Genomic DNA, 21224 nt, shown 5'->3' on the forward strand with positions numbered 1-21224 from the left:
CGGGCGCTGGTCAGGGGTCACGGGCGGACCTGCTGCCAGGTCCACCGCCTCATGGGCCGTCGTCATGCTGAGTCTCCCGCCTCACATTAGGGTCAACGGACCTCTGTTATCGCGGGACTTGGCATTGCGCGGCTAGGGCGCCCTTTCGGCCACGGACCGAGCGGTCACGTGTCTGCCTGGCGTCGGGGCGGCCGGATCCTCGGCAGGCCGAAGCCCGCCATCCGCTTCTCCTCGTAGGAGAGGAAGCCCAACTGCCGGTAGAAGGCGTGGCTCCGCTTCCCCTCCGGTGTCGATTCATGGTCGGTGGACAGCAGGAAGAAGCGGCAGTGCGCGTATCGCCCCATCAGGCGTTCGAGCAATGCCCGGCCGATGCCCTGCCGGTGGAACTTCGGGTTCACCAGCAGATCCTGCACGTAGCAGATGCTCTCGTCATCGGAGACCGTCCTGGCCAGCCCGAGGAGTGCGCCTGACCCATCGCGGGCGGTGATGACCAGGTGCGAGTTCGCCAGGCCACGGCAGAGCTTGTCGACGTCGCGGGTGTAGCCGTTCCACCCGACTGAGTCGTAGAGCTTGGAAATCTCCTTCGGGTCGAACGCGGCTTCTTCCGTAAGAACCACGCCGGACTCTCTCATCCCACTCATCCACCTCACCCCTGCTCGACGTGGAGGGACCAGCCCTCGTTGCCTGCGCTTCCCCACTCAGGCGGCCGGCTAGGTTCCGTCCTGCCGATCAAGGTTGGTTCGCGTTGCCGGTCACGCGCATTCGCCCCGTGGCCATGGTTCCCTGTTCGTCGGCAGTCCGGTCCACCTGGCAGGATCGTGCTCATGGGCACGGACATACATGGGTTCATCGAGGTCAGAAACAGCCACATCGACACCTCCGAACCCGACGACGAGCTCTTCCTCCGCTGGTACCCGGCCATGGCCCTGGAGCATGTCTATGACGACCGGTCATACGATGCATTCGGCTGCCTCTTCGGCGTCCGGAACCGGGCCTTCGAGCCCCTTGCAGCGCAGCGGGGCTACCCGCAGGACGCTTCCCGAGCTGCCGTACGAGCCTTCCAGGAGGAATTCGGGACGCCCACAGCCCTTCCTGGATCAGTTGGGCCGAGTTGGAGGCGACGGACTGGGACGAACTGGAACGACTGAGCACACAGCGGCCCCCGTGCGAGGATCGGCTCACCCGGCGACAGACGGTGCGGGACGAGGACTGGGGCGACGTCTGGACAGTGAGGCGCACCCTCGCCAAGCGCCACGGGGCCGAGAACCTCCGCCTCGTCGTCTGGTTCGACAACTAGGACTTGTCCGGCCGATCATGCTGCTGGTTAGGGTGCGAGCGTGTCGAAGACGAGCGTTAGCAACCAGACCGGCAGCAGGCTCTGCCTGTGGGTCGAGCCATGGGGAACCGATCACTGGATGCGTCCGGGTGAGGAGTTCACCGTGGTGACGGAGACGGAGCCGGAGGAGTCGCCGTTCAACGTGGTCGTGCACGATCAGGGCATCACTGTGTGGGTGAACTCGGGGAACGACGCCGAAGTCTTCGACAAGCACGGGAGCCCGGTCGCTTGCGGTCATCAGCGGCCGGCCGAGGATGGTTCCTGAGGCCGTCAAGTCCGGAGCCAGATGGAGAGGGCTGCCGCTGTCGCGGTACCGAGGAAGACATAGCCGCGTTTGTCGTAGCGAGTGGCGACGGCCCGAGACTGCTTCAGGCGGTTGTTCGCCCGTTCGAGGTGTTGCGTTTCTTGTACCGCTCTTCGTTGAATCCCGGTGGCCGCCCGCCGTGTGAGCCCTTGCGCAGGCCCGATCGAGTCGAGCTTCTCCACCGTCAAGCTCCGCACCAAGGTCACCCGCGGCGCCCGGCCGCAGCCCTCGCGATGGTGTTCAAGCTCGTCGAGTCCGCCCAGGCCCGCTGGCGCGCGGTCACCGGCGCTCACCTCGTCGCCCTGGTCCGCGCGGGCGCCAAGTTCGAAAACGGCGTCCTGGTCGAGCGCGCAGAGTCCGCCACTGCCTGATCATGCGTCACCCGAACCACATCTCTTGATAATTGCTCGTCAGCCCGGAGCTCTGCGCCGCATGGGACATGCGCCCACTACTCGGTCACGACATTGAAGGCCGGGTAAATCCTGGGCTGGAAATCTGGCATTCCGACCTCTTGCGCAAACGGCACCAGGATCTCCGCGAACCGCTGCCACGCCTCCTCGGACTCCCAGACATCCACCACGAACCAGCCGTTCTCGCCAGGCCCGGCGACGTGCGCGATGACGCCGGGCACCGGCCAGTCCGAGCGGCCCTTGACCAGTCCGCGCCCACCGGTCACCTTGTTGGCGACCTGCTCATACTGATCCTGAGTGGCTCCGGTCATGTTCAGCTCTACGATGATCGCCATAGCGGCTCCGTCCATTGTCGGCACCTTGTCGTCCCCAGTTGACCAGCGGAAGGTGCGCTCCGCACGGGAAGGTCGTCCCTATGGGTGACGGACGCGAGCGCCTAGGTGTTGTGGGCATGGGCGTTGCTGACGCGGGTGCGCCACAACGGCGGCAAGCTGCTCTGGAAAGTCGGCTGGCCCATGCGCTGGGCGTACGAGGGCGTGATCTTCGAGCCGTCCGGCTTTGACCACTCCTCGGCCGCGGCGGGGTGCTGTGCCGGTGCTCTTCGCACGCGACTGCATCCTTTGGAGTACTGCGTTTTCGGCCCTGTGGAGGACGATCCTGTGGCGCCGCCGCGAGAGGGTTGATCCGTGCGAACAACCATCGGATACACCGTCGAAAGCATCGGCTACGTCGTAGGAGCCCAGGGGCTTGTCAGCTTCGCTTCGCAGACCCTCTTCGGCACGGAGTGGGGCTGGATGCACAAGGTCGTCGACCTTCCGTCCATCGCTTACCTCGGCATCGTCGCCGTGGGGCTGGCGCTCATCGTCGGCGGGGTGAAGACGCGGAAGACGCCCCAGGATCAGAAGGTCGCCTGACCGGCGGGCCTTTCAGCCCGCGAGTCCCATTTCCGTGTCGTAGCGGTCGAAGCCCGCAGGCCGCCCGCCGCGTGACCCGCGCTACGGCGGGCGGCCTTGTGGCCGCTCTTCTCCGGAATCACGTGCCGGATCCCGCGACGCCGCAGGTACTTGCGGATTTTGCCGTTGCTGTACGCCTTCTCGGCCGCGACGCTGTCCGGCTGCCGCGTGGGGCGCCCCGACCCCAGCCGTGGGACATGGACGAAGCCACCGCGTCAATCATCAACCGAGACCGGGCAGCACACGCAGCGCCTGATCGGTCCAAATCTTCTTCTTCTACTTCAAGGGCGCGCCTGCGACCCGCCGGGCTGCGGCCTGTCGGCCGGTCCCGGCGGGCGGCAACCGCCCGGGTCCCAAATGCGGCATGAACACGCGTCAGAGGTCCGATCCGCCGTCGAGGGCGGGGCGTTGTGGCTTGGGGTCGACGGCCTCCGAGGCTTTAGGCAACCACACGGGGCGAGCCTCTAAGAACAGGGGCCACTGGGTCACATTGCGGGCAGATGTGAAGCCTGCCCGAGTGGCTGGCAAGGGTACGGCCCCCTGTTCTCTCGCCCCATGGCAGCTCCCGCCCAAAGCCTCTGCGGCCGGCGACGTGGCTGGCGCCCGAACCCTGCCTGTTCACCCTCACCCAGCCGACACCGGCCACCCCAGAGACCGACTCAAGCTGAAATCAGCCGAAGCCCCACAGCACACCCACTCAGTGCAATACGCCTGGGGCATCACTGGCCCGCACGGACAGCGCTCGGTCTCGTTCTGCCAGGAGGTCGGCCTGGAAGGATCGGCGTCCGTCGGTTAGCAGGCACGGGCACCTGACACCGGAAGTCCGGGCCAAGTTGCGCGATCGCACAGGCCGTCTTCGAGTCCGAACCGTCACACGGCATCATGCAGGCATGATCACCATTCATCTGAAGTACGAGGTCGACGCCGACAAGCTTGAGGACTTCGAAGAATACGGTCGCCGCTGGGTCCGGCTCGTCAACCGCTTCGGCGGGACGCACCACGGCTACTTCCTGCCCAGTGAGGGCGACAGCGACATCGCCTACGCCCTCTTCTCCTTTCCCAGCCTGGCCGCGTACGAGCAGTGCCGCACGGACAGCATGTCCGACGCGGAGTGCCAGGAAGCGTTCGAACTGGCTCGTGACACCCGCTGCATCAAGCGGTACGAGCGCCGCTTCCTCCGGCCGCTCGACGGCCTGTCCTAGGCCGCCGGGAGGTGCGTGGTGCGATCCTGCCGCGCGGCTGTGCGCAGCGCTGCGATGACGGCCGTGGTCGTCGGGTTCGCGGTCTCGGTGTGACGCGTCGCGGCGAACAGCAGGCGCAGGATCGGGCGATCCTCGATGGGCGCCGTGCGGATTCCTGGTGTGGCCGGGTCGATGGCCGTCCGGGGGACAAGCGCGGTGGCGAGGCCGGCTCGTGCGAGGGCGAGCTGGGCGACGATGTCGGCGGTGATGTAGCGCGTCGTGGGTGTGAAGCCGGCCTGGTGGCAGGCGTGCAGGATGGCCTGTCCGCAGTCGGTGGTCGGCGGCGGCAGGGCGAGGCTGTGCGTGGCCAGTTCCCGCAGGGCGACGGGCCGCTCGTCGGCTTGGTCGGCCGCGGTGACGACGAGCAGCGGATCGTCGAGCAGCGGGGAGACCGCGATGCCCCGGGGTGTCGCATCGGGCAGGTGGTGATACCGCTGCCCCAGCACGACATCGACGGTGCCGAGCGTGAGTTCCCGCAGTTGCGCCTGGTCGGTGAGAAGACAGGTCACGGTGAGCTGGGGGTGGTGCGAGCCCAGTGCGGTCAGTGCAGGGGCCACGATCCGGGCGACGGTCGACGGCAGCGCGGCGAGGGTGGCGGTGGCGCCGACCGTGCCCTTGACCGCCGCGACGGCGCTCTCGGCCTCCTGCACGGCGGCGAGGATCCGGTCGGCGTGCTCGATGAGCACCCGGCCCGCCTCCGTCAGTGCCACGGTTCTCCCGTCGGGGCGCAGCAGATCGACTCCCACGTCGCGCCGCAGCGCGGACAGCTGCTGGGACACGGCACCGGCTGACAGCGCCAGTGACTGGGCGGCCGCGGCGATGGAGCCGCGGGCGACGACGGTCTTGAGCATGTGCAGACGGCGGATATCCAGCATGAATCGATAGATTACCTAAAGGGTTTCATTAGAAATACCCCTCTTGACCTATTGAGTCTTGGTGAGCGACCTTCGGCGCATGGAAATCTTCGACTGCATCGCCGCGGTTGCCCGGCCCATCCACGATTTCGGTGACGAGTTCATGTCCGACGAGGCGACCGCCGCCGTGGGTCTGCGTGCCGGGTTTCCACCAGGGCGCGGCTTCTACTGCCGCGGCCGGTTCGGGGTGCTCGGCGAGGCATCGGTCTCGGTGGTCCAAGCGGTGCAGGGCTTCCTCGGCCCCAATCTGGTTACCGCGGGCTGGCTGGCGGGACGGTCCGTGATGCCGGCGGGGGAAGCCGCCGCCTGCTATGCGCAGGCCGTCCGGAAGTGGGGGCGTGCCAATATCCCCGCCGACGTCGACGTGGAGAACTTCAACCGCTTGGCACAGCAGCTGATCGACGCCGCTGACGCCGACGCACTGCCTCTGTTTGCCGGCTGGCGCGCGCAACCCTGCCCCGCCGACGACCTGGTCGGTGCGGCTATGCAGCGCATACACGTACTGCGGGAACACCGTGGCGCCTGCCATCTGTCGGCGGTGCGCCTGTGCGGGCTGAGCGCCCGAGCGGCAATGGTCATCAACCTGGGCGTCGAGCAGGCGACCCACTACGGCTGGCAAGAGCCACATCCCGCCGTGGCAACCCTGATCCCCCGATGGCGGCGTGCCGAGCAACTCACCGACGAGCTGCAGGCGCCGCTCTACGCCGCACTGGCTGACCGGCCACGTACCGAATTCGCCCAACTCGTCAACGCGTTGACCGACTCCCTGGCCCCGTGACCGGACGTCGAGAACACCAACAGGTGTACGAGGCCCAGCCGTTCGTCACGACCGGCCCTAGACGCCAACCCGAGCTAAATCCCACGAAAACCAGATCCCGACACGCTCCTGAGAAGCGCCTGGCCCATTCAATCGGCAGCCCTGGGTCTCCTTCGGGGCGGGGTCGCCGTGGGCGACCCTCACTCTCCGGCTGAGGCTGGAGGACGGCGCCAGGGGGTGTCGACGGTTCAGTTGGCTTTGTGGCGCTGGTAGTAACGGGCAACGCGGGCCCGGTTGCCGCACCGGGAGGCCGAGCACCAGCGGCGGCGCGGATGGGTTGGCAGGAACAGCATCACGCAGTCTTCGCCCTCACAGGTACGGACTTTGCGGACTGCGGGATTGGTCAGCAGGCCGACGGTGTCCTCTGCGAGCAGGGCGGCCAGGCGTGTGCCAGGGGCGCCCGGACGGTGGGAGGAAAGTGTGAATGAGCCGCCGTCCCAGACCAGTTCCTGGATGGCGGGCGCGGCGTGCAATGCCGCGTTGAGGCCGTCCAAAGCCGTCACGGGTGGCCGCTCGCCGCGCCGGGCGGCGTGCACGGCGGCCGCGATGTGCTCGCGCACGGCGTGTACGGCAGCCAGGTCGGCATCGGTGAGCGCCGCTGCGTCCGGTGTCGGCTCTGGGAAGCGTTCGGCCTGGAGGCCCAGCCATGACCGCAGCCGGGTGACGTCGGCGAGCAGGTCGACCGGGCCGTCGACCGTGTTCGGGCGGGTGTTGACCAGGTCGATGGCCAGGGGCTCGCCGGTCAGCGGAGTGGGATCAACCATGTGCCTAATGGTACATGAGCATGTTGACACATTAGCTTGGGGTCCGTTAAAACTAATGCATCATCTCGACAGAGAGGCATGTGAAATGGCGCCGCTGGTCATCCCCCGCATCGTCCACCGCCACGTCGAGGTCGACGGAGTGCAGGTCTTCTACCGCGAATCGCTTCCGGCCCGGGCGGACGCCCCGGTCTTGTTGCTACTGCACGGATTCCCGTCGGCCTCCCACCAGTTCCGGCGCCTGATCGACGCACTCGGCGCTCAATACCGGCTGATCGCCCCGGACTACCCGGGCTTCGGACACACCCGGGCCCCGAGTGGCTTCGCCTACACCTTCGACCGCCTCGCGGACATCACCGAGGCATTTGTGGAACAACTCGGTCTGACCAGGTTCGTGATGTACGTCTTCGACTTCGGCGCACCCGTCGGCTTCCGGCTGGCAACCCGTCACGCCGAGTGGATCGCCGGCCTGGTCGTGCAGAACGGCAACGCCTACGAACAGGGTCTGTCAAAGGGCGCCCGCGACTTCATCGAGCTCCGTCCGGACGTGCCTGGCGACGAAGGCATCATCCGCGACCTGCTGACACTGCCGGCCACGCGCGGCCAGTACGAGGGCGGCACAAGCGACCCCGAACTCGTCGCCCCCGACGGCTGGACCCTTGACCAGCACTTCCTGGACCTTCCTGGACGCAAGGAAGCCCAGATCGCTCTGGCCTTCGATTACCACACCAACCTGAAGCACTACCCGCAGTGGCAGGCATGGCTGCGCAAGCACACCCCACCCACCCTCATCACCTGGGGCCGCAACGACCCGTTCTTCCCCGAACCAGGCGCCCACGCCTACCTGGACGACCTCCCCGACGCCGAACTCCACATCCTCAACACGGGCCACTTCGCACTGGAGGAGAACCTCCCCGAAATCGCCCCCCTCATCGCCGACTTCCTCGACCGCACCTGGACCTGACCAGCCCCTGACATCTGAGCACCTTCACTTGTACTTGGCTGAGCACATAGGCCAGTACGCGGGCAGTGGGCGACGGAAAGACACCGTGACCGAGCGGCAGGCCGAGATGCCGCTCGGTGGAGGCCGGCACCCGGACGCCGACGCCGTCGACGCGCGACTCTGGCGGCGGGGGAGAGCCCGGCATCGGCGCGGCGCGCGACCTTGCTGGTTCGCCCCGTCAGTGGGCCAGGAGATCGCCCGGGACAAGACGCTCCCTTGGCTGGAGGAGTAGGTGGCCCGAGTGCGGCGGGCAGCGGCGGCTGCGGGCATTACTCCTTCGACGCGGGATGAGCTGCCACCTGGCCTTGTTGGCGTGCTCGATGCCGAGTGCAGGCCGTGGCCTGAGCCGCGAGGCGCCGCCCGAGGCGGACCGGCTACACGCGCTCCAAGCCTTCCACAGCCGGGCGAGATGCCGGGCCTCTTTCCTCGCACCGATGGCATGCAGCGCTTGGGACGCCTAGATGCCGCCTCCGATCGCGGAGATGGTGCGCCACGAGGTGTCCGTATGGGGAATCCTCGCCCTGGCCGTCACTTTCCGCACCCAGGCCCGGCCCGGCGATACGCACCTGGGGCGGGTCGGCTTCGGCTGCCCTACGCCTTTGGCCCCGCTCGTGACCCGCCGGACAGTCCTAGGCGTCGGCCGGGTGGCGCGGCTCGCGCCACATCGCCCACAACGCCGGCCCGTCCCCCGGCAGCCGCAGTTCCTCACGCACGGTGAAGCCGAAGTGCTCGTAGAAGGGGAGGTTGGACGGTTTGGAGGACTCCAGATAGGCGGGCAGACCCGCCGCGTCAGCCGTGGCCAGTCCCGAGCGCAGCAGGGCGGCGCCGTGTCCCTGGCCCCGGGCGGCCGGGTCGGCGCCTATCACCGCCAGGTACCAGTGCGGTTGCTGGGGTGTGTGCTTGGCGGCTGTCTCGACGGTGTCCCTGAACAGCGGAGCCCGGTCGCCGAGAATGTTCTGGAGTTCCTGAATGGTCTCCGCGTCGGGAACGGCTTTGGTCTGCGCCTCTGGCGGTACCCAGAATGCGGCCGCCGCCTCGGTGCGCTCACAGACGCCGTGGTGGACGTACTGCCGGGTGAAGATCGTGGTGAAGTAGCGGCACAGCCCTGCCTCGCGCGAGGCGTCGTCGGGGAAGAACCAGCGCATCATCGGGTCGTCGTCGAACGCGCGGGCCAAGGTGCGGCTGATCAGCGGAGCGTCGCCGACCGTTGCCGTCTTCGAAATGTTCGTTATCGACATACGGGTCATTCTGCACCCATTGATCTTCGAAGGCGGGGTACGGGTCCCGCTCCGCTCGCAGGGGCCAATGAGGCGGCCTGAAAGGGAGGTTCAGGCAAGGGATGCAGCGAGAAGAATCAGCGGCGGCCGTGGTGATGCGCGGCTCAGGCCTGTCCGACGGACCCGTCGCCCGACTCGTCGGACAGGCCCCTGGTGGCCGGTTCTCCCTCGCGGTGTGCCCACACTCCGGGCACTTGCGGGAAGTGTTGCGAGGGTCCACGGCTATCACTTCCCGCCCGGCACTTTCAGCCTTTGCGTTCAGGATCGCGAGGAACACCCCCAACCGGCATCAGCGATCGAACGGTTGAGACCCGCCTTCGAGGCCGCCCCCGTTGGGCAAAACACGCCCGGCGTCTCGGGGTCCGGCTCCGGCTTGGGGGCTTTGCGCATGTTGCGGATCTTGAGGTCCGACCAGCGTCGACAGCTTGACCTGCGGACGGCCTCCTGGCGGGTAGTGGATGAGGAGGTGTGGTCGCAAATGGTCAGCGAGCGTAGGACAGGCTGGCCGAGTGTGGCTAAGAGTTGGACCACGCGCGCGTGCAGAGCACGAGCCGGTAGCCGTCCGGGTCCTCGACGGTGATGCCCCACTCGTTCCAGTACGGGTTGGGGGACGGGACGCGCTTGCCGCCGTGTGCCTCGAGGCGGGTCACCAGCTCCTCGGGTACCTGCTCGTCGAGGTAGATCACGAGCAGGTCCTCCGCGCTGGGCCGCGGCTTGACGAGCCCGGCCGCCTCGTGGACGAGTTCGAGGTGCCAGGAGGCGTCGGGCCAGCCGACCATCAGCAGGTCGTGCTCTCCGGGCGCATCGCCGGCCTCGGCTCGGTACAGCACGCTCAGACCGAGACCCCGGATCCAGAAGCCCTCCGCCGCCGCGAGGTTGCGCGACGGGCGGGCGAGGCGGATATGGCTCTGACCGGTGGCGGCATGGACTTCCCTTCGTCATGGCGCGCTCAGTGGCGGGCCAATGGTCACGGTGCCTTCCGTGGCGGACCGTTTCGGTCAGCGTAGGCACGAGGGGTTCTTGCGGCATCGGTCGCAGGGCCCATGCCCTTTGGTTTGGAGCCCTACGACCGTGGACCTGCATGATCGAGTCCAGGCGATCGCCTGCGCGCAATCATGAGAGACCTGGTGGGTGACCTCGGAGGCGATTGCGCCCGATGCCACGTGGCTCGCCACTTACCAGCGACGACGGGACGCTGCGGAACTGGGCTCCTGTCCAAGAGCACGCTGTCGCCCTCGTACGCACTGAAGGCCCCTTGAGCTCGTGAGCGTGGGCGGCCCCGCCAGCCTCAGTCTCACCGTAGCCGGGGGCCGGGGACTGTACCTCTTTACGCTTCGCCCTGTATAGCGAAACGTCACCCCTGTCCAGCCCCCTCTTCCGACGAACCGCGTGAGGGACCGCCATGTCAGCCCCTGCCCGTATCCTGATCACCAGCTCCCGCAGCTAGCCCGACCCTGAACTACTCGCCGCCGCGCTGCTCGACACCTGGCACGACTCCACCTAGATCGGCCACCCAGGCATCTCCGTCATCCACGGCGGAGCGCCCGGCGCCGACCAACTGGCCAAGGTCTGGGCGCAAGGCAGCGGCGTGCCGTACGGAACTCACGACGCCGATTGGGAGGCGCCCTGCCCACCGCAGTGCCCACCCGGACACCGCAAGACCCGCCGTTGCGGCGGGGATTGCTGCCCCACCGTCGGGCACCCGGCGTAACGAGCTGGGTGGTCGACCTGGGTGCCGACCTCTGCCCGGCCTTTCACCGCAACCGCTCAACCGGCACCGCCGGCGCCATGCGCCGAGCCGACGCCGCCCAGATACCCGTCCGCCGCATCACCCCATGACAGGAACGACGATGACCGCACAGCAGCAGAACCGCCCCATAGAGACTGTGGGATTTCCCCGCCCGACCAAGCCCGACTACACGACGGTGTTTCTCGAGCCCGCCCTGTCGAATCTCCCGGAAGTCGAGAGCGAAGACGAGGACGACCACAGCACTTTCCGGTGAAGGCAGCCGGGTCCCTGGAACGGGACCCGGCTGTGCCGGTAGCGTCATCTGCGCCGGACAGCTTCGGAGGCCCGGCCGCGGATAAGTGTCAGGCGCCTGGCCTAGATCCGGTGTTCAGAGGGTGTGGGCACCCACTCCGAACAGCAAAGAAGCCGTCCCGGCCGTACGCCGGGGCGGCTTTTGCGTTACCTGATGACGGGGCCGGAAGGTCGTGAACATGTGCACCACCTGACACCTTCGGGGCGCCGAACGGGACGATGCCGAGGCGCGCACTGTGTCCAGGCCGTTGACGTCGGCCAGCGGTCGAGCTGGGCGGCAAGGACCGATGACGGGCAGACGCTGGCGTAGAGTACGGCCTCTCACATGACGATGTGGAATGTGCGGCCGGACTGGCACAGCAGGTCTTGGCGGCGCATGCGGGCGAACGGACTGGGTTGTCGCTGTCCCGTACGGACTGGTGCAGGTCGGCGTACGGCTGGAACACCGAGCGTGCGTAGTCCGGGGTCTGGAGCATGCCGACGACCATGGTGTTCTCCCAATCGAGGAGCATGGTGGACTGCTCGTACTCGACGGTGAGGGTGTCCTGGACCGGGCGATGACCGGCGGCGAGTTGCCGATGATGGGGATCCCCGAAATGGGTCTGGCCGCAGTTCCGCAGAAGGTGAGCCAGAGCCGGCTCCCACGTACAAAACCAGAAGCACGGTGGCCGCCGAATCGGTGGCCGCCAGGTCCTGCACGGTCGCGCCCGAAGCCCCAGTCAGGACGTCGGAGGGCTACCGTCGTGCGCTCGCTTGTGTGCGCTCGGTCAGTGACCGGGCTTAGCTATTGTCAGCGACCAGTCTGGATTCCCCACGTATGGCAGACGGTTGAGGAGATCCTGGGCGACGCGGCGCCAGGCGGTGCGCGCGACGGCGGGGATGCGACCGCGTGTGGCGAAACAGGTGGCCAGATCGATCAGGAATCGAGAAGCGCGGGTCACGGAGCCGCACCTAGCATGATCGTCATGGACATCACCATTCACACGAGCTTCCTCCCGCATGACGACCCGGACGCGTCCCTGGTCTTCTACCGCGACGCCCTCGGCTTCGAGGTCCGCAGCGACGTCGGACAGGGCAAGATGCGCTGGATCACGGTCGGCCCCGTCGGGCAGCCCGGCACGTCCATCCTCCTGGCGCCGCCGGCCGCCGACCCTGGGGTCACCGAGGACGAGCGCCGCACCATCGTAGAGATGATGGCCAAGGGCACCTACGGCTGGATCCTGCTGGCCACCCGGGACCTCGACGGCACTTTCAAGAAGGTGCAGGCCGGCGACGCCGAGGTCGTCCAGGAGCCGACCGAGCAGCCGTACGGCATCCGCGACTGCGCCTTCCGCGATCCCGCGGGCAACCTGGTCCGCATCCAGGAGCTTCGCTGAGCCCTCCGGTCATCGATTCGGCCATGATGGCCGACGTCGCGACCACCTGCGAAGAATACGACGGCCGGCGCTTCCAGGCCGCTGTCCTCGACGAAAAGGAGTTCTCTCATGTGTCACCCCTCGTGGGGGCGCGCACGCACCGCGGCGCAGCGCCTGAGCGACCTCGCGCGACTGCGCCGCGTCCGCGACCGGATCGACCGGGAGTATGCGCAGCCGCTGAACGTCGAGGCGCTCGCCCGCGGCGTCAACATGTCCGCCGGGCACCTCAGCCGCCAGTTCCGGCCGGCCTACGGCGAGTCGCCGTACGCGTACCTGATGACGCGTCGCATCGAGCGCGCGACGGCGCTGCTGCGCCGTGGCGACCTCAGTGTCACCGAGGTCTGCTTCGCGGTCGGCTGCTCATCGCTGAGCACCTTCAGTACCCGCTTCACCGAGCTGGTCGGCATGCCGCCCAGCGCCTACCGGCGCCGCGCAACGGGCGCTGCGGCGGGGATGCCGCCGTGTGTGGCAAAACAGGCGACAAGACCGGTCAGGAATCAAGAAGCGCCGGTCGCCGAGCCGCAACTAGCGTGATGGCCATGGCATCCATCGCATCCGTCACCCTCGACGTGGCCGACCCCACGGCCGCCAACCGCTTCTACACCGCCGCCTTCGGTTTGGACACGCAGATACGCCTGCGGGCCTCGGAGGCACCGACGACCGGCTTCCGTGGGTTCACGCTGGCGCTCACGGTGTCCCAGCCGGCCACCGTCAACAGCTTCATCGGCGCCGCCCTCGACGCCGGCGCCACGCCGCTCAAGCCTGCCGCGAGGTCGCTCTGGGGCTACGGCGGTGTCGTACAAGCCCCGGACGGGACGATCTGGAAGGTCGCGACCTCGGCGAAGAAGGACACCGGTCCGGCCACCCGGCGGGTCGACGAGATCGTGCTCCTGCTGGGAGTCGCGGACGTGGCCGCGAGCAAGCGGTTCTACATCGACCAAGGCCTTGCCGTGGCGAAGAGCTTCGGCCGCGTGTACGTCGAGTTCGCTGCTGGGTCGAGTCCCGTAAAGCTGGCGCTGTACAGGCGCCGTGCCCTTGCCAAGGACGCCGGCGTCTCTCCCGACGGCACCGGATCGCACCGGCTCGTGATCGGCGGCGATGCCGGGCCTTTCACCGACCTGGACGGGTTTGCATGGGCGGCCGCATCGCCGGCACCCACGCCCTGATGTGTCACTGCTGCCTGCCCTGCCTGGTCGCCGATCACGAGACAGTCGCCGGGCTCGGGGCGGTGTCGGGTGCCGAGCTGATGCGCCCGCCGCGGCCAACCACCATCGCGTGGGCCCTGCATCTCAGCTGCGCGAGTACGCCCGCGTAACCATCGCCGCAGGGCGCCGGCGTCGACCCCGAGGTGGGCGCGGCCGCCTCGGTGGCGGTCCGGCCTGGATCACGTCCGGTGCCGCGCGGTCGCAGCGGCCCGAGCGCGCAGTGGAGTACGCGGTAGTCAGGCCGGTGGCCTCGGCGAGATCCGCCAGCAAACGTGCCCCGGCGTGCCCGACCACCCCCGAACCGTCAGCGGAGACATGGAGCTTGGGACGAGAACCGATACCCTGCACGCAGAAAGCGCCTTCCGCTTGGACCGGCAGAACGGCCTCGGCCTGCTTGACCACTCCGCGGCGCAAGCTCGAGGCTAGCCTGATGTAGTGGATACGACGGGGTTACTCCTCAGCGCAGTCGGCACCGTCGCCGGTGTTGTCAGTGCCTACTTTGCCTATGTGGCTGTTCGTCATCAATTGGCCAGACACCGGCGCCGCGCCGCACCGCGCACGCCGCTGCCTGCGCCGTCGCCCGCGAACGGCGCCGCGCGCTACGACGTGTTCGTCTCGTACGGTCGAGAGGATACTGACTGGGTGCATTCGTTCGCGGAACGGCTCGGGGAGAAGGGGCTGAACGTGGCGTACGACGAGGTCGTGAGCAGACCGGGCGGGATCCGCGTGCACACGGTGGAGGCCGCGATCCGTGAGGCGGCGCATGGGGTGCTGGTGTTCAGCCCGGCGTCGATGAGCAGCGGTTGGGTCAGGCAGGAGTACGCCGCCTTGATGCAGTCGTCGATCGAGTCCGGCCGTCTGTTCATCCCTGTCGTGGTCGGGGACGTCCAGTTGCCCGAGTTCGCCGCCACCCGGTACTGCGCGGACTTTCGCCGGGTGGGCGACGGCGCGGGTGATGACGGTGTGTACGAGCAGCGGGTCGACGAGATCGCGCGGGCCGTGCGTAGCCGCTGACGGGACCCGCCCGGTGGCGGCAAGAGCCCCTACTCCATTCCGGCGCTGTGGCCTATTCCTCGTCGTCCGGGGCGGCGGGCTGCGGCAAGGCGACCTGGTCGGCACGGTGCCTGGCCCCATCGATGATCTCCAGGGCGCGCTGTACGGGCAGGTACTTCAGCAGGGACTCCGCTTCTCCGCTGACGACTTGGGGCACATTCATGTGTCTGAGTTCCGCGAGGAACATCTGCATGGCGATGGTGTCCGGGCCGAGAAGTTCGATCTTGCGCTCCAGCTCCGCCACGGCCAGCAGCCGCTCCTTCCGATCGGCCTCGAGTTCTGTTTCACGAATTTCCGCCTTGATGACAGCGTTCTTCCTCTGCTCTTCCAGTTCCTGGGTGCGCATCTGTGCGTCGAAGACCCGCTTGCGGGCCCGGTCGAGGTCCGCGTCCAGGGATTCGAATTCCCCCAGGTTGGTACTGGCCGCCTCGACCCCCCACGCGGCGAGAGCGTTGCGCACCTGTGCGGCCAGGTCCGTGCGGATGCCTGCATACCCGGTGAGGAACTCCTCCACAGTGGATTCGGCGGCGATGCCGTTGAAGTACGTGTCCACGGCGCCGCCCAGCACCTGTTCGACGAACCGCTGCACGGGGACAGGGTTGTTCACCAAGCCGCCCATCCCGGACGTCGAAGAGTCACCGAACTCACGGACCAGCCGGGGAGCGACCGCCTCCGGGATGTTCAGGGTCTGCCTGAGCTCCACCTGGAGCCGGTGTCCTTGCACATTGACGCTGATCCGGTCGAGCGCGGAGTCGTAGTTGTCCGACGTGGAGCCGCCCTTGTTGCTCCAGTCCAGGATGAGTAGGCGGGTGGGGATGAGCACGACGCGTACGAACCAGGGGTTGAGCGCGCAGACGGAGCCCTCGCCGAGGGTCTCCTCCTGTACGCCGCGCCACCCTCCGTTGTCGAGGAACACCCAGGGCAGGCGGAAGCTGCTGTGGTTCCTGACGATGATGCCCACTTTCCGCTCACCCTGTTGGGGCTCGGCACCGTCCAGGGTGATCACCACGCCGGCATGACCGACGGGGATGGCGATCTCCCTGAGATGCTCGGCATACAGACCGCTCTGGCCGGAACCGTGCACGTTGCTTTCGGTGATCACCTCGAAGAGGTAGGGGTTGATGTCGTAGTGCGTGCCGCCGGTGAGGATGGCCAGTTGTCTGCCTTGTTCGCCGCCGCCCAGCAGGAAGGCCGAGCTGTCCTGGAAGTTGTCGCACTCCACGTACCGGCCGAATGGACGGTCGGGGGCCCGGATGGCGCCGTCTTTCGCGATGACCAGTCCGACAGTGCCCGCTTCCACGAACGTTCGGGGAACGATGTCGACCTGGAACAGGGCGGTGTTGATGTAGTACGAGCTGTCGCCGCGCAAGATGGCCAGCTGTCTGCCTTGTTCGCCGCCGTTCAGCAGGAAAGCGGCGCCGTCCTGGAAGTTGTCGCAGTCCACGGACCGGCCAAGGGTTCGACCGGGCGCGCGCTTGGCGCCTTCGGTGGCGACAACGAGTCCGATCTTTCCCGCCGGAACATGTGTTCTCGGTACGAACTCGATTCTGTGGACGACGGGTGTGAGCCGGTGGAGCCGGCCTGGGAGGAGCGTGCGTGCCTGGACACCGCGGGCGTTGTGGGGGGTGATCCGCTTGAAGCGCTGATCTGGATTCGCGGACCCGAACCTCCTGTGGACGATGCCGACATGGTCTGCGGGCACCACGCACAGGCCCATCCATGAGCCCAGCACGCCTGCCCCGTATCCGACGAGCACGCCTGACTGCCGTCGCGGCGGGTGTGACGGGCCACGTTTCGACCGGCCCGCCCCGTACCAGACGAGACCGATCAGTGCCACGGTCCCCGCAGCCAGCACCAGCACGAGTAACAGAATCAAGGCATCCGTCCTTTCTCACGAAGCCGTAGATGAACGGCGAGCACCGTCTCGGTCCACTGGTTGTACCAGTCCAGATACTGTTCGCTCTGCGGGTTGCGCAGCGTCGGAAAGAAACCGTGGCTCCTGGCTCGGCCGATGAAGTGCTGGTACTTGGGCATGGTCTCGCCCGGCGAAGCGCGCCAGCCGTATCCCAGGGAGAGGGCCATGAAGTCCGCATGGCGGCCGCCTCCCAACCGGGCGCGCCGCGCCTGCGCGCGGAAGCCGTAGATCCCGCCCGAGAACCGTGACCAGAGGGCGTCGATGTCGGACAGCAGGGCGTCGGGCAGACGTTTCCCGTCGGATCGACGCATCCATCCGGTTTCGAGCCTGCCGACCGCTTCCAGGAGCAGTGTCGTCGTCAGCAGATCAGCGTGCTCGGTCTCGTGTTCAGCGAGAAGGGCTTTGAGTCTGCTCAGGGATGTGTGGGCGGGAGAACGGACGGCGGGTACCAGGCGCTGAGTCGGCGGCAGCGGCAGGAGCGGCGAGTCGGCGGGCGGCTCGTCGGAGCGGCGGGAGTCGTGGAGGCGGCGCAGCAGGCGCAACTCGTCGGGCCCGGGCAGATCACCGTTTCTCGCATCGAAGTACCAGCTGCTGGCGAGAAGGTAGTTGCGTTCCCCGCGTAGCAGGACGGGGAAGAACTCGCGGCTGTGGCGCTGCCCTTCGAGGATTTCGCGCGTGACATCCTGGGATTCCTCGGCCTCCGGCGACATCAGGACGACGACTGCGAGGGCGTGCTGGAGCTGTTGTCTGATCGTCCAGATGTAGTCGTCGCCCCACTCGAGGTGTCCGAGGGACCAAACGGGCAGGTCTAAGCGGGAGATGTGGTCCACCAGCCCCTCCTCGTAGCCGGCGTCGGCGCGGGCGTAGCAGACGACGAACGCGGGGTGTGTCGGCTCGGCGAGCGGCCGGTGCTCCGGACGTGCGAGATCGAGTAATTCCTTCCCTAAGCCGGTCTTGCGGACCTGCTCTTCGCCGCGGAGAACACGGGCCAGTTCGACCGCCTTGGCGTCGAATGCGGGTCCGCTCAGTTTGCGGAAGTCCATCCACACCCTGGTCGAGGCAAAGGGCGGAATATCAGCATCACGATCACCGCAGAGCACGGGGATCAGTCTCAGCCCGCGCCCAGCCGAAGCCTGCACAAGCGCCGCGTACTCCTGCCGCGCCCATGGTTCGGTCATGGTGAGCGGGCCGACCACCTGGATTCCATGCTTGGACCGGCGGATCGCCGCTTCGAGCTCATGTACCACGACATCGCCCGGCCGTAGGCTGCATCTGTCGAAGAAGACGCGCACGCCCTCGGCCTTGAGCCGGTCGGCGAGCGTACCGGCCCAGTCGCCGTCGTCCTCTGCGTAAGAGATGAACACGTCATACACCGTGTTGCCTGCCCCCGTAAAAATGCACGGCGATTACGTCTTTACCAGCAAGGGTAACGAGAGTGGGGCCTCTGGGACAGGCGAATGTACGTCGGCATCGACATTCGGGGCGACCGCGGACAGGTGCTGCGTACCAACTACCGCAACAGCAAACAGATCCTGGACGCGGCGCTCACGGTCGTGGCCGATGATGCCTTCGAAGACATCGACGGACTGCGCACACCCGGCCGCCGCGATGTCGACCTCGTGTACCACGACGGGCAGGTCGTCCGCGTCACGAAGCCGACCGTGGACGCCCACGACCAGTGCTCCTGGACGCCTTGCGCGCCCTGCCCGACGCCGCAGTGCTGTGCCCCTCCATGCGGGCCATCGGTCACTTATCAGCGACTGCTCACCCAGGCGGAGATCCCGGTATGCCTGCTGGAGCACTACGACGGTCGTCCCGTCGACGCGGTCAAGCTTGGCACTTACCGCAGAGCCAAGGGCTTGGAGTTCAAGCGTGTGTACCTACCCCAGCACGATGCCGCCCTGCCGAACGGAGTGTCCGCTGGCGGCTCAGGCGCCACGGAGGTCTCCGAAACGGCAAGGGAACGTGAAGAGCTGCTACGCAGCCAGCTCTTCGTGGCAAATGACTCGGGCTCGTGACGTGCTGTGGTTGGGCAGCGTGGCCCGGTAGGGGCAGCGATGCGCTTGCACCGGTTCCGCCTGTCATCGTCGTCGGCCCCGGACTCCTAGCTCGGACACCAGCCTCAAAGTAGCGGCCGGGGCCATTACCCCCGGGGTAATCGACCGTTCTCCCCTTCCCCGGCAGGATCAAGCACATCGACGGGAACCCCCGCCGGGATCCGGCCGCAGCCGCGAGGAGAGCGCCATGTCCGTCAAGTCCACCGCCACCACGGCGAGTTCAGCCACCACCGCGAGTTCCGTCGCCGAAGCCACCCGGGCCGTCGTCCAGGAGTTCCTTGCCGCCCGGGTGGCCGGGGACACCGGGCGGCTCGTCGCGCTCTTCGCCGACGAGGTCGACTGGCTGCTCGCCGAGAACCCCGTCGTCCCGTGGATCCGCCCACGGTCCACCGCCGCCGAATGCGCCGCCCAGTTCACGGAGTTGATGGAGCACACCGTGCTCGAGGACGCGCGCGCCTCCGTCGACACCTTCCTCGTCGACGGCACCGACGCCGTCCTGATGGGGCAACTCTCGGGGACCGTACGCGCGACGGGCAAGTCCTTCGAGGGCCCGTTCGCTCTGCACCTCACCGCCGAGGACGGCCGGATCACCCGGCACCACCTCTACGAGAACAGCCTGTCGATCGCCGAGGCCTGCGCCCCGTGAGGGCGCGGGCGGCCGGGCCCCGAAGGGAGCCCGACGACCCATTCGTGCCAACGCCCAGGCCGAGCAGGCCGCCCGCGGCGGCGTAGTCGGCGACCCGGGACACGGCCGCGCCCGCCCTGCACCGTGGCGGTTCGCAGGTGTCAGGCGCCGGGCGGGCGAAGCCCGGCCACCGCCCATTTCGCCCGCGTGGACAGCCGGTTGAGCGCCTTCGCCGACTTCTTGCCGATCGTGTCCAGCAGGAGCCTGCCGTGCGCCATCGTCACACGCGCGAGTTCCGCGTCACCCGCCTCGACCGCGGCGAGCGTCAGCTCCAGATGCTGCTCCGTGATCAGTCGGCCTAGCCCCCGGCGGTGCCACCGGTGAACCGCTCCCTCCGGCGTGGCGCCATCGGCGCCGACCGCCGCCCGTGCCCGCTCCAGCGCCCACCCCGCTGCCGCGAGGTCGCCCTTGTGGCGCTCCAGGCGGATCGGCTCCAGCGACGCGCCGGACGCCAGGTGCACCGTCTCGACGTGGTACGCCCGGCTCACATCGAAGTCGAACGGAAACGCGGCCAGTTCGGCCAGATCGGGGCGGGCGCGCAAGAGTTCCAGAACGCGGTCGGTCATACGACCGAACCCTAACGAGGCTTCAGCAGGAACACCCGGCGCAGATGGCACTCCGGGGCGACCGTGATGATCACGTCCGCCCCTTACAAGACGACCGACCGACCGACAACAGCAGGCAGGCGCTACTGTCCGCAGCTATGACCGAGCCGACCTACCTGCACGCCACTCGCGTGGCCTACGACACCGTTGCCGTCGACTACGCCAAGCTCGTGCCCCCCGCGTTCGAGGACGACCTATACGGCCGCGCGATGATAAGCGCGTTCGCCGAACTCACGCAGGCCGTCGACGCCGGACCCGTCGCTGATCTCGGCTGCGGGCCCGGCCACGTGACGGCACACCTGCACTCCCTCGGGGTGACTGCGTTCGGCATCGACCTGTCGCCGGAGACGGTTGCGGTTGCCCGTCGCACGCACCCGGACCTGCAGTTCGGCGAAGGGTCTATGACCGACCTGGATCTGGCGGACGGCATTCTCGGCGGCATTGTCGCCTGGTACTCAACCGTCCACACTCCTCCAGAGCTGTTGCCGGTGGTGTTCGCAGAGTTCCACCGGGTGCTGGCCCCAGGCGGTCATCTGTTGATTGCCTTCAAGGCCGGTGACAAGTACCGACACCTGGAGAATGCATACGGGCACGAGCTCTCGCTCGACGTCTACTGGGTGGCTCCCGACCGAATCGCTGAGCTGCTGAGCCAGACCGGGCTTGTTGTGGACGCCCGGCTGATCCGCGAGCCCAACGAGAGGGAGAAGCCCCGGCAAGGCCAGCAGGCATACCTCCTGGCCCGAAAGCCGGGGAAGTCGGTCGGAGATCTGGAAACGCGGGCAGCCGACAACGTCGCATGATACGAACCCGCCGACGGCCCCAGGTGCGACCCGGGTCGGGTCGGCGCACACTGGAAGTGTGTGGCCCGGATGAAGGGAGATGCGCCATGACCGGACTCGTGCGCCGCTCAGCTTGCGCCCCCGTGGGCAACCCGCAGGGGTCTTCAGTCTTGTGGGACGAGTGTCGTTGACACGGGATTGACCACATGTCAGCGACAGGACGGCAAGCCGTCCGGCTCCTGGTCGTGGCGCTCCTCGGCGCTGTGGTCCCGCTTGTTTTCGCTGCGGTCGGGCCACAAGGCGGGGGGAGGTACGGGACGGTGTCGGGGCAGGCGGCGGAGGTCGCGGCCGCGAGGGCTACTGCAGAGCCCACCCCCGAGCCCGACTCCGACGGGGACTACTGCGCCGATTGCCCCTCGTGCGAGGGTTGTCCGGTGGACCCGGTGGACCCGG

General features: G+C 67.7%; 26 protein-coding genes and 4 pseudogenes. 18 read left to right on the forward strand and 12 right to left on the reverse strand.

Features of this window, described 5'->3' with window-relative positions; all coding sequences use genetic code 11:
- Window positions 1–164 precede the first annotated feature (164 nt).
- A complete protein-coding gene (locus J7I98_RS35860; protein ID WP_214929250.1) occupies window positions 165–641 on the reverse strand; it encodes a GNAT family N-acetyltransferase in 477 nt (158 codons plus the stop codon).
- A gap of 183 nt (window positions 642–824) precedes the next feature.
- On the opposite strand from J7I98_RS35860, the gene J7I98_RS35865 reads away from it, so the two are divergent.
- Window positions 825–1148 (forward strand): hypothetical protein, encoded by a 324-nt coding sequence (locus J7I98_RS35865; protein WP_251021671.1) that lies wholly within the window; start codon window positions 825–827, stop codon window positions 1146–1148.
- 189 nt (window positions 1149–1337) lie between these two features.
- Window positions 1338–1601, forward strand: a complete 264-nt coding sequence (locus J7I98_RS35870) for a hypothetical protein (RefSeq protein WP_214929251.1) — start codon at window positions 1338–1340, stop codon at window positions 1599–1601.
- A 5-nt stretch (window positions 1602–1606) separates the two neighbouring features.
- Here J7I98_RS35870 and J7I98_RS41755 read toward each other — a convergent pair.
- Window positions 1607–1794, reverse strand: a pseudogene (locus J7I98_RS41755) (IS5/IS1182 family transposase); the annotation flags it as partial.
- Between the two features lie 5 nt (window positions 1795–1799).
- Between J7I98_RS41755 and J7I98_RS35875 the strand changes: the two are divergent.
- Window positions 1800–2011: pseudogene (locus tag J7I98_RS35875) on the forward strand (IS256 family transposase); the annotation flags it as partial.
- Window positions 2012–2088: 77 nt separating this feature from the next.
- Here the strand turns inward: J7I98_RS35875 and J7I98_RS35880 are convergent.
- Window positions 2089–2385, reverse strand: a complete 297-nt coding sequence (locus tag J7I98_RS35880) for a hypothetical protein (protein WP_214929253.1) — start codon at window positions 2383–2385, stop codon at window positions 2089–2091.
- Between the two features lie 144 nt (window positions 2386–2529).
- Here J7I98_RS35880 and J7I98_RS35885 point away from each other — a divergent pair.
- From J7I98_RS35885 to J7I98_RS35895, 3 genes and pseudogenes are all read left to right on the forward strand, one after another.
- Window positions 2530–2646, forward strand: a pseudogene (locus J7I98_RS35885) (hypothetical protein); the annotation flags it as partial.
- 90 nt (window positions 2647–2736) lie between these two features.
- A complete protein-coding gene (locus tag J7I98_RS35890; protein ID WP_214929254.1) occupies window positions 2737–2964 on the forward strand; it encodes a hypothetical protein in 228 nt (75 codons plus the stop codon).
- A gap of 929 nt (window positions 2965–3893) precedes the next feature.
- Window positions 3894–4205, forward strand: a complete 312-nt coding sequence (locus J7I98_RS35895) for an NIPSNAP family protein (protein WP_214929255.1) — start codon at window positions 3894–3896, stop codon at window positions 4203–4205.
- Here J7I98_RS35895 and J7I98_RS35900 read toward each other — a convergent pair.
- On the reverse strand, window positions 4202–5119 hold the full coding sequence (locus tag J7I98_RS35900; protein WP_214929256.1) for a LysR substrate-binding domain-containing protein: 918 nt from the start codon (window positions 5117–5119) through the stop codon (window positions 4202–4204). The genes J7I98_RS35895 and J7I98_RS35900 overlap by 4 nt on opposite strands.
- 79 nt (window positions 5120–5198) lie before the next feature.
- Between J7I98_RS35900 and J7I98_RS35905 the strand changes: the two genes are divergently transcribed.
- Window positions 5199–5936, forward strand: coding sequence for a hypothetical protein (locus tag J7I98_RS35905; protein WP_214929257.1), 738 nt, complete (start codon window positions 5199–5201; stop codon window positions 5934–5936).
- Between the two features lie 227 nt (window positions 5937–6163).
- Here the strand turns inward: J7I98_RS35905 and J7I98_RS35910 are convergent, their stop codons facing one another.
- A complete protein-coding gene (locus J7I98_RS35910) occupies window positions 6164–6739 on the reverse strand; it encodes an ABATE domain-containing protein (RefSeq protein WP_214929258.1) in 576 nt (191 codons plus the stop codon).
- Between the two features lie 85 nt (window positions 6740–6824).
- Here J7I98_RS35910 and J7I98_RS35915 point away from each other — a divergent pair, with 85 nt between their 5' ends.
- Together J7I98_RS35915 and J7I98_RS35920 are read left to right on the forward strand one after the other, a co-directional pair.
- The gene (locus J7I98_RS35915) at window positions 6825–7700 is read left to right on the forward strand and encodes an alpha/beta fold hydrolase (protein WP_214929259.1); all 876 of its coding nucleotides are present in this window, start codon (window positions 6825–6827) and stop codon (window positions 7698–7700) included.
- A gap of 85 nt (window positions 7701–7785) precedes the next feature.
- Entirely contained in the window at window positions 7786–7971 is a 186-nt protein-coding gene (locus J7I98_RS35920; RefSeq protein WP_214929260.1) for a hypothetical protein, read from the forward strand.
- Between the two features lie 397 nt (window positions 7972–8368).
- Here the strand turns inward: J7I98_RS35920 and J7I98_RS35925 are convergent, their stop codons facing one another.
- The 3 genes and pseudogenes from J7I98_RS35925 to J7I98_RS35935 all read right to left on the reverse strand — a co-directional run bounded on the left by J7I98_RS35925 (window position 8369) and on the right by J7I98_RS35935 (window position 9918).
- Window positions 8369–8986: a GNAT family N-acetyltransferase gene (locus tag J7I98_RS35925; RefSeq protein ID WP_214929261.1), complete on the reverse strand. Its 618-nt coding sequence runs from the start codon at window positions 8984–8986 to the stop codon at window positions 8369–8371.
- 226 nt (window positions 8987–9212) lie between these two features.
- Window positions 9213–9293 (reverse strand): annotated as a pseudogene (locus tag J7I98_RS43135) (RNA-guided endonuclease TnpB family protein); the annotation flags it as partial.
- Window positions 9294–9531: 238 nt separating this feature from the next.
- Window positions 9532–9918 (reverse strand): VOC family protein, encoded by a 387-nt coding sequence (locus J7I98_RS35935; RefSeq protein ID WP_214929275.1) that lies wholly within the window; start codon window positions 9916–9918, stop codon window positions 9532–9534.
- Between the two features lie 617 nt (window positions 9919–10535).
- Here J7I98_RS35935 and J7I98_RS43140 point away from each other — a divergent pair.
- Both J7I98_RS43140 and J7I98_RS35945 read left to right on the forward strand, forming a co-directional pair.
- A complete protein-coding gene (locus J7I98_RS43140; RefSeq protein WP_374225210.1) occupies window positions 10536–10727 on the forward strand; it encodes an SLOG family protein in 192 nt (63 codons plus the stop codon).
- 124 nt (window positions 10728–10851) lie between these two features.
- Window positions 10852–11019, forward strand: a complete 168-nt coding sequence (locus tag J7I98_RS35945) for a hypothetical protein (protein WP_214929262.1) — start codon at window positions 10852–10854, stop codon at window positions 11017–11019.
- Window positions 11020–11107: 88 nt separating this feature from the next.
- Here the strand turns inward: J7I98_RS35945 and J7I98_RS42735 are convergent, their stop codons facing one another.
- Window positions 11108–11776: a Scr1 family TA system antitoxin-like transcriptional regulator gene (locus J7I98_RS42735; RefSeq protein ID WP_308378051.1), complete on the reverse strand. Its 669-nt coding sequence runs from the start codon at window positions 11774–11776 to the stop codon at window positions 11108–11110.
- Between the two features lie 246 nt (window positions 11777–12022).
- On the opposite strand from J7I98_RS42735, the gene J7I98_RS35950 reads away from it, so the two are divergent.
- The 4 genes from J7I98_RS35950 to J7I98_RS35965 all read left to right on the forward strand — a co-directional run bounded on the left by J7I98_RS35950 (window position 12023) and on the right by J7I98_RS35965 (window position 14691).
- Window positions 12023–12433: a VOC family protein gene (locus tag J7I98_RS35950; protein ID WP_214929263.1), complete on the forward strand. Its 411-nt coding sequence runs from the start codon at window positions 12023–12025 to the stop codon at window positions 12431–12433.
- 108 nt (window positions 12434–12541) lie between these two features.
- The gene (locus J7I98_RS35955) at window positions 12542–13006 is read left to right on the forward strand and encodes a helix-turn-helix transcriptional regulator (RefSeq protein WP_214929264.1); all 465 of its coding nucleotides are present in this window, start codon (window positions 12542–12544) and stop codon (window positions 13004–13006) included.
- A gap of 5 nt (window positions 13007–13011) precedes the next feature.
- Entirely contained in the window at window positions 13012–13638 is a 627-nt protein-coding gene (locus tag J7I98_RS35960; RefSeq protein ID WP_214929265.1) for a glyoxalase, read from the forward strand.
- A gap of 474 nt (window positions 13639–14112) precedes the next feature.
- Window positions 14113–14691 (forward strand): toll/interleukin-1 receptor domain-containing protein, encoded by a 579-nt coding sequence (locus J7I98_RS35965; RefSeq protein ID WP_214929266.1) that lies wholly within the window; start codon window positions 14113–14115, stop codon window positions 14689–14691.
- A gap of 52 nt (window positions 14692–14743) precedes the next feature.
- On the opposite strand, the gene J7I98_RS35970 is transcribed toward J7I98_RS35965, so the two are convergent.
- Both J7I98_RS35970 and J7I98_RS35975 read right to left on the reverse strand, forming a co-directional pair.
- A complete protein-coding gene (locus tag J7I98_RS35970) occupies window positions 14744–16606 on the reverse strand; it encodes an SPFH domain-containing protein (protein ID WP_214929267.1) in 1863 nt (620 codons plus the stop codon).
- Window positions 16603–18009, reverse strand: coding sequence for a TIR domain-containing protein (locus tag J7I98_RS35975; RefSeq protein WP_308378050.1), 1407 nt, complete (start codon window positions 18007–18009; stop codon window positions 16603–16605). Before J7I98_RS35975 ends, J7I98_RS35970 begins: the two co-directional genes overlap by 4 nt.
- Before the next feature lie 93 nt (window positions 18010–18102).
- Here J7I98_RS35975 and J7I98_RS35980 point away from each other — a divergent pair, with 93 nt between their 5' ends.
- Entirely contained in the window at window positions 18103–18663 is a 561-nt protein-coding gene (locus J7I98_RS35980) for a hypothetical protein (RefSeq protein WP_251021672.1), read from the forward strand.
- Between the two features lie 226 nt (window positions 18664–18889).
- Window positions 18890–19348 carry a nuclear transport factor 2 family protein gene (locus J7I98_RS35985; protein ID WP_214929269.1) on the forward strand — a complete coding sequence of 153 codons (459 nt, stop codon included), beginning with the start codon at window positions 18890–18892 and terminating at the stop codon, window positions 19346–19348.
- Between the two features lie 140 nt (window positions 19349–19488).
- Here J7I98_RS35985 and J7I98_RS35990 read toward each other — a convergent pair whose 3' ends face one another.
- Window positions 19489–19953: a hypothetical protein gene (locus J7I98_RS35990; RefSeq protein ID WP_251021673.1), complete on the reverse strand. Its 465-nt coding sequence runs from the start codon at window positions 19951–19953 to the stop codon at window positions 19489–19491.
- A 137-nt stretch (window positions 19954–20090) separates the two neighbouring features.
- On the opposite strand from J7I98_RS35990, the gene J7I98_RS35995 reads away from it, so the two are divergent.
- Entirely contained in the window at window positions 20091–20792 is a 702-nt protein-coding gene (locus J7I98_RS35995; protein WP_214929270.1) for a class I SAM-dependent methyltransferase, read from the forward strand.
- The last annotated feature ends 432 nt before the right edge of the window (window positions 20793–21224 follow it).

Origin of the sequence: Streptomyces sp. ISL-98 (assembly GCF_018614055.1) — a bacterium.
In the GTDB taxonomy this organism is placed as follows: domain Bacteria; phylum Actinomycetota; class Actinomycetes; order Streptomycetales; family Streptomycetaceae; genus Streptomyces; species Streptomyces spiramyceticus.

Bases quoted from the DNA above. Each gene is read 5' to 3' on its own strand.
- J7I98_RS35960 (WP_214929265.1), top strand. From the start codon at position 13,012: ATGGCATCCATCGCATCCGTCACCCTCGACGTGGCCGACCCCACGGCC.
- J7I98_RS35895 (WP_214929255.1), top strand. From the start codon at position 3,894: ATGATCACCATTCATCTGAAGTACGAGGTCGACGCCGACAAGCTTGAG.
- J7I98_RS35985 (WP_214929269.1), top strand. From the start codon at position 18,890: ATGTCCGTCAAGTCCACCGCCACCACGGCGAGTTCAGCCACCACCGCG.
- J7I98_RS35900 (WP_214929256.1), bottom strand. From the start codon at position 5,119: ATGCTGGATATCCGCCGTCTGCACATGCTCAAGACCGTCGTCGCCCGC.
- J7I98_RS35910 (WP_214929258.1), bottom strand. From the start codon at position 6,739: ATGGTTGATCCCACTCCGCTGACCGGCGAGCCCCTGGCCATCGACCTG.
- J7I98_RS35905 (WP_214929257.1), top strand. From the start codon at position 5,199: ATGGAAATCTTCGACTGCATCGCCGCGGTTGCCCGGCCCATCCACGAT.
- J7I98_RS35865 (WP_251021671.1), top strand. From the start codon at position 825: ATGGGCACGGACATACATGGGTTCATCGAGGTCAGAAACAGCCACATC.
- J7I98_RS35980 (WP_251021672.1), top strand. From the start codon at position 18,103: ATGTACGTCGGCATCGACATTCGGGGCGACCGCGGACAGGTGCTGCGT.
- J7I98_RS35950 (WP_214929263.1), top strand. From the start codon at position 12,023: ATGGACATCACCATTCACACGAGCTTCCTCCCGCATGACGACCCGGAC.
- J7I98_RS35925 (WP_214929261.1), bottom strand. From the start codon at position 8,986: ATGACCCGTATGTCGATAACGAACATTTCGAAGACGGCAACGGTCGGC.
- J7I98_RS35880 (WP_214929253.1), bottom strand. From the start codon at position 2,385: ATGGCGATCATCGTAGAGCTGAACATGACCGGAGCCACTCAGGATCAG.
- J7I98_RS35990 (WP_251021673.1), bottom strand. From the start codon at position 19,953: ATGACCGACCGCGTTCTGGAACTCTTGCGCGCCCGCCCCGATCTGGCC.
- J7I98_RS35995 (WP_214929270.1), top strand. From the start codon at position 20,091: ATGACCGAGCCGACCTACCTGCACGCCACTCGCGTGGCCTACGACACC.
- J7I98_RS35860 (WP_214929250.1), bottom strand. From the start codon at position 641: ATGAGTGGGATGAGAGAGTCCGGCGTGGTTCTTACGGAAGAAGCCGCG.
- J7I98_RS35955 (WP_214929264.1), top strand. From the start codon at position 12,542: ATGTGTCACCCCTCGTGGGGGCGCGCACGCACCGCGGCGCAGCGCCTG.
- J7I98_RS35945 (WP_214929262.1), top strand. From the start codon at position 10,852: ATGACAGGAACGACGATGACCGCACAGCAGCAGAACCGCCCCATAGAG.
- J7I98_RS35915 (WP_214929259.1), top strand. From the start codon at position 6,825: ATGGCGCCGCTGGTCATCCCCCGCATCGTCCACCGCCACGTCGAGGTC.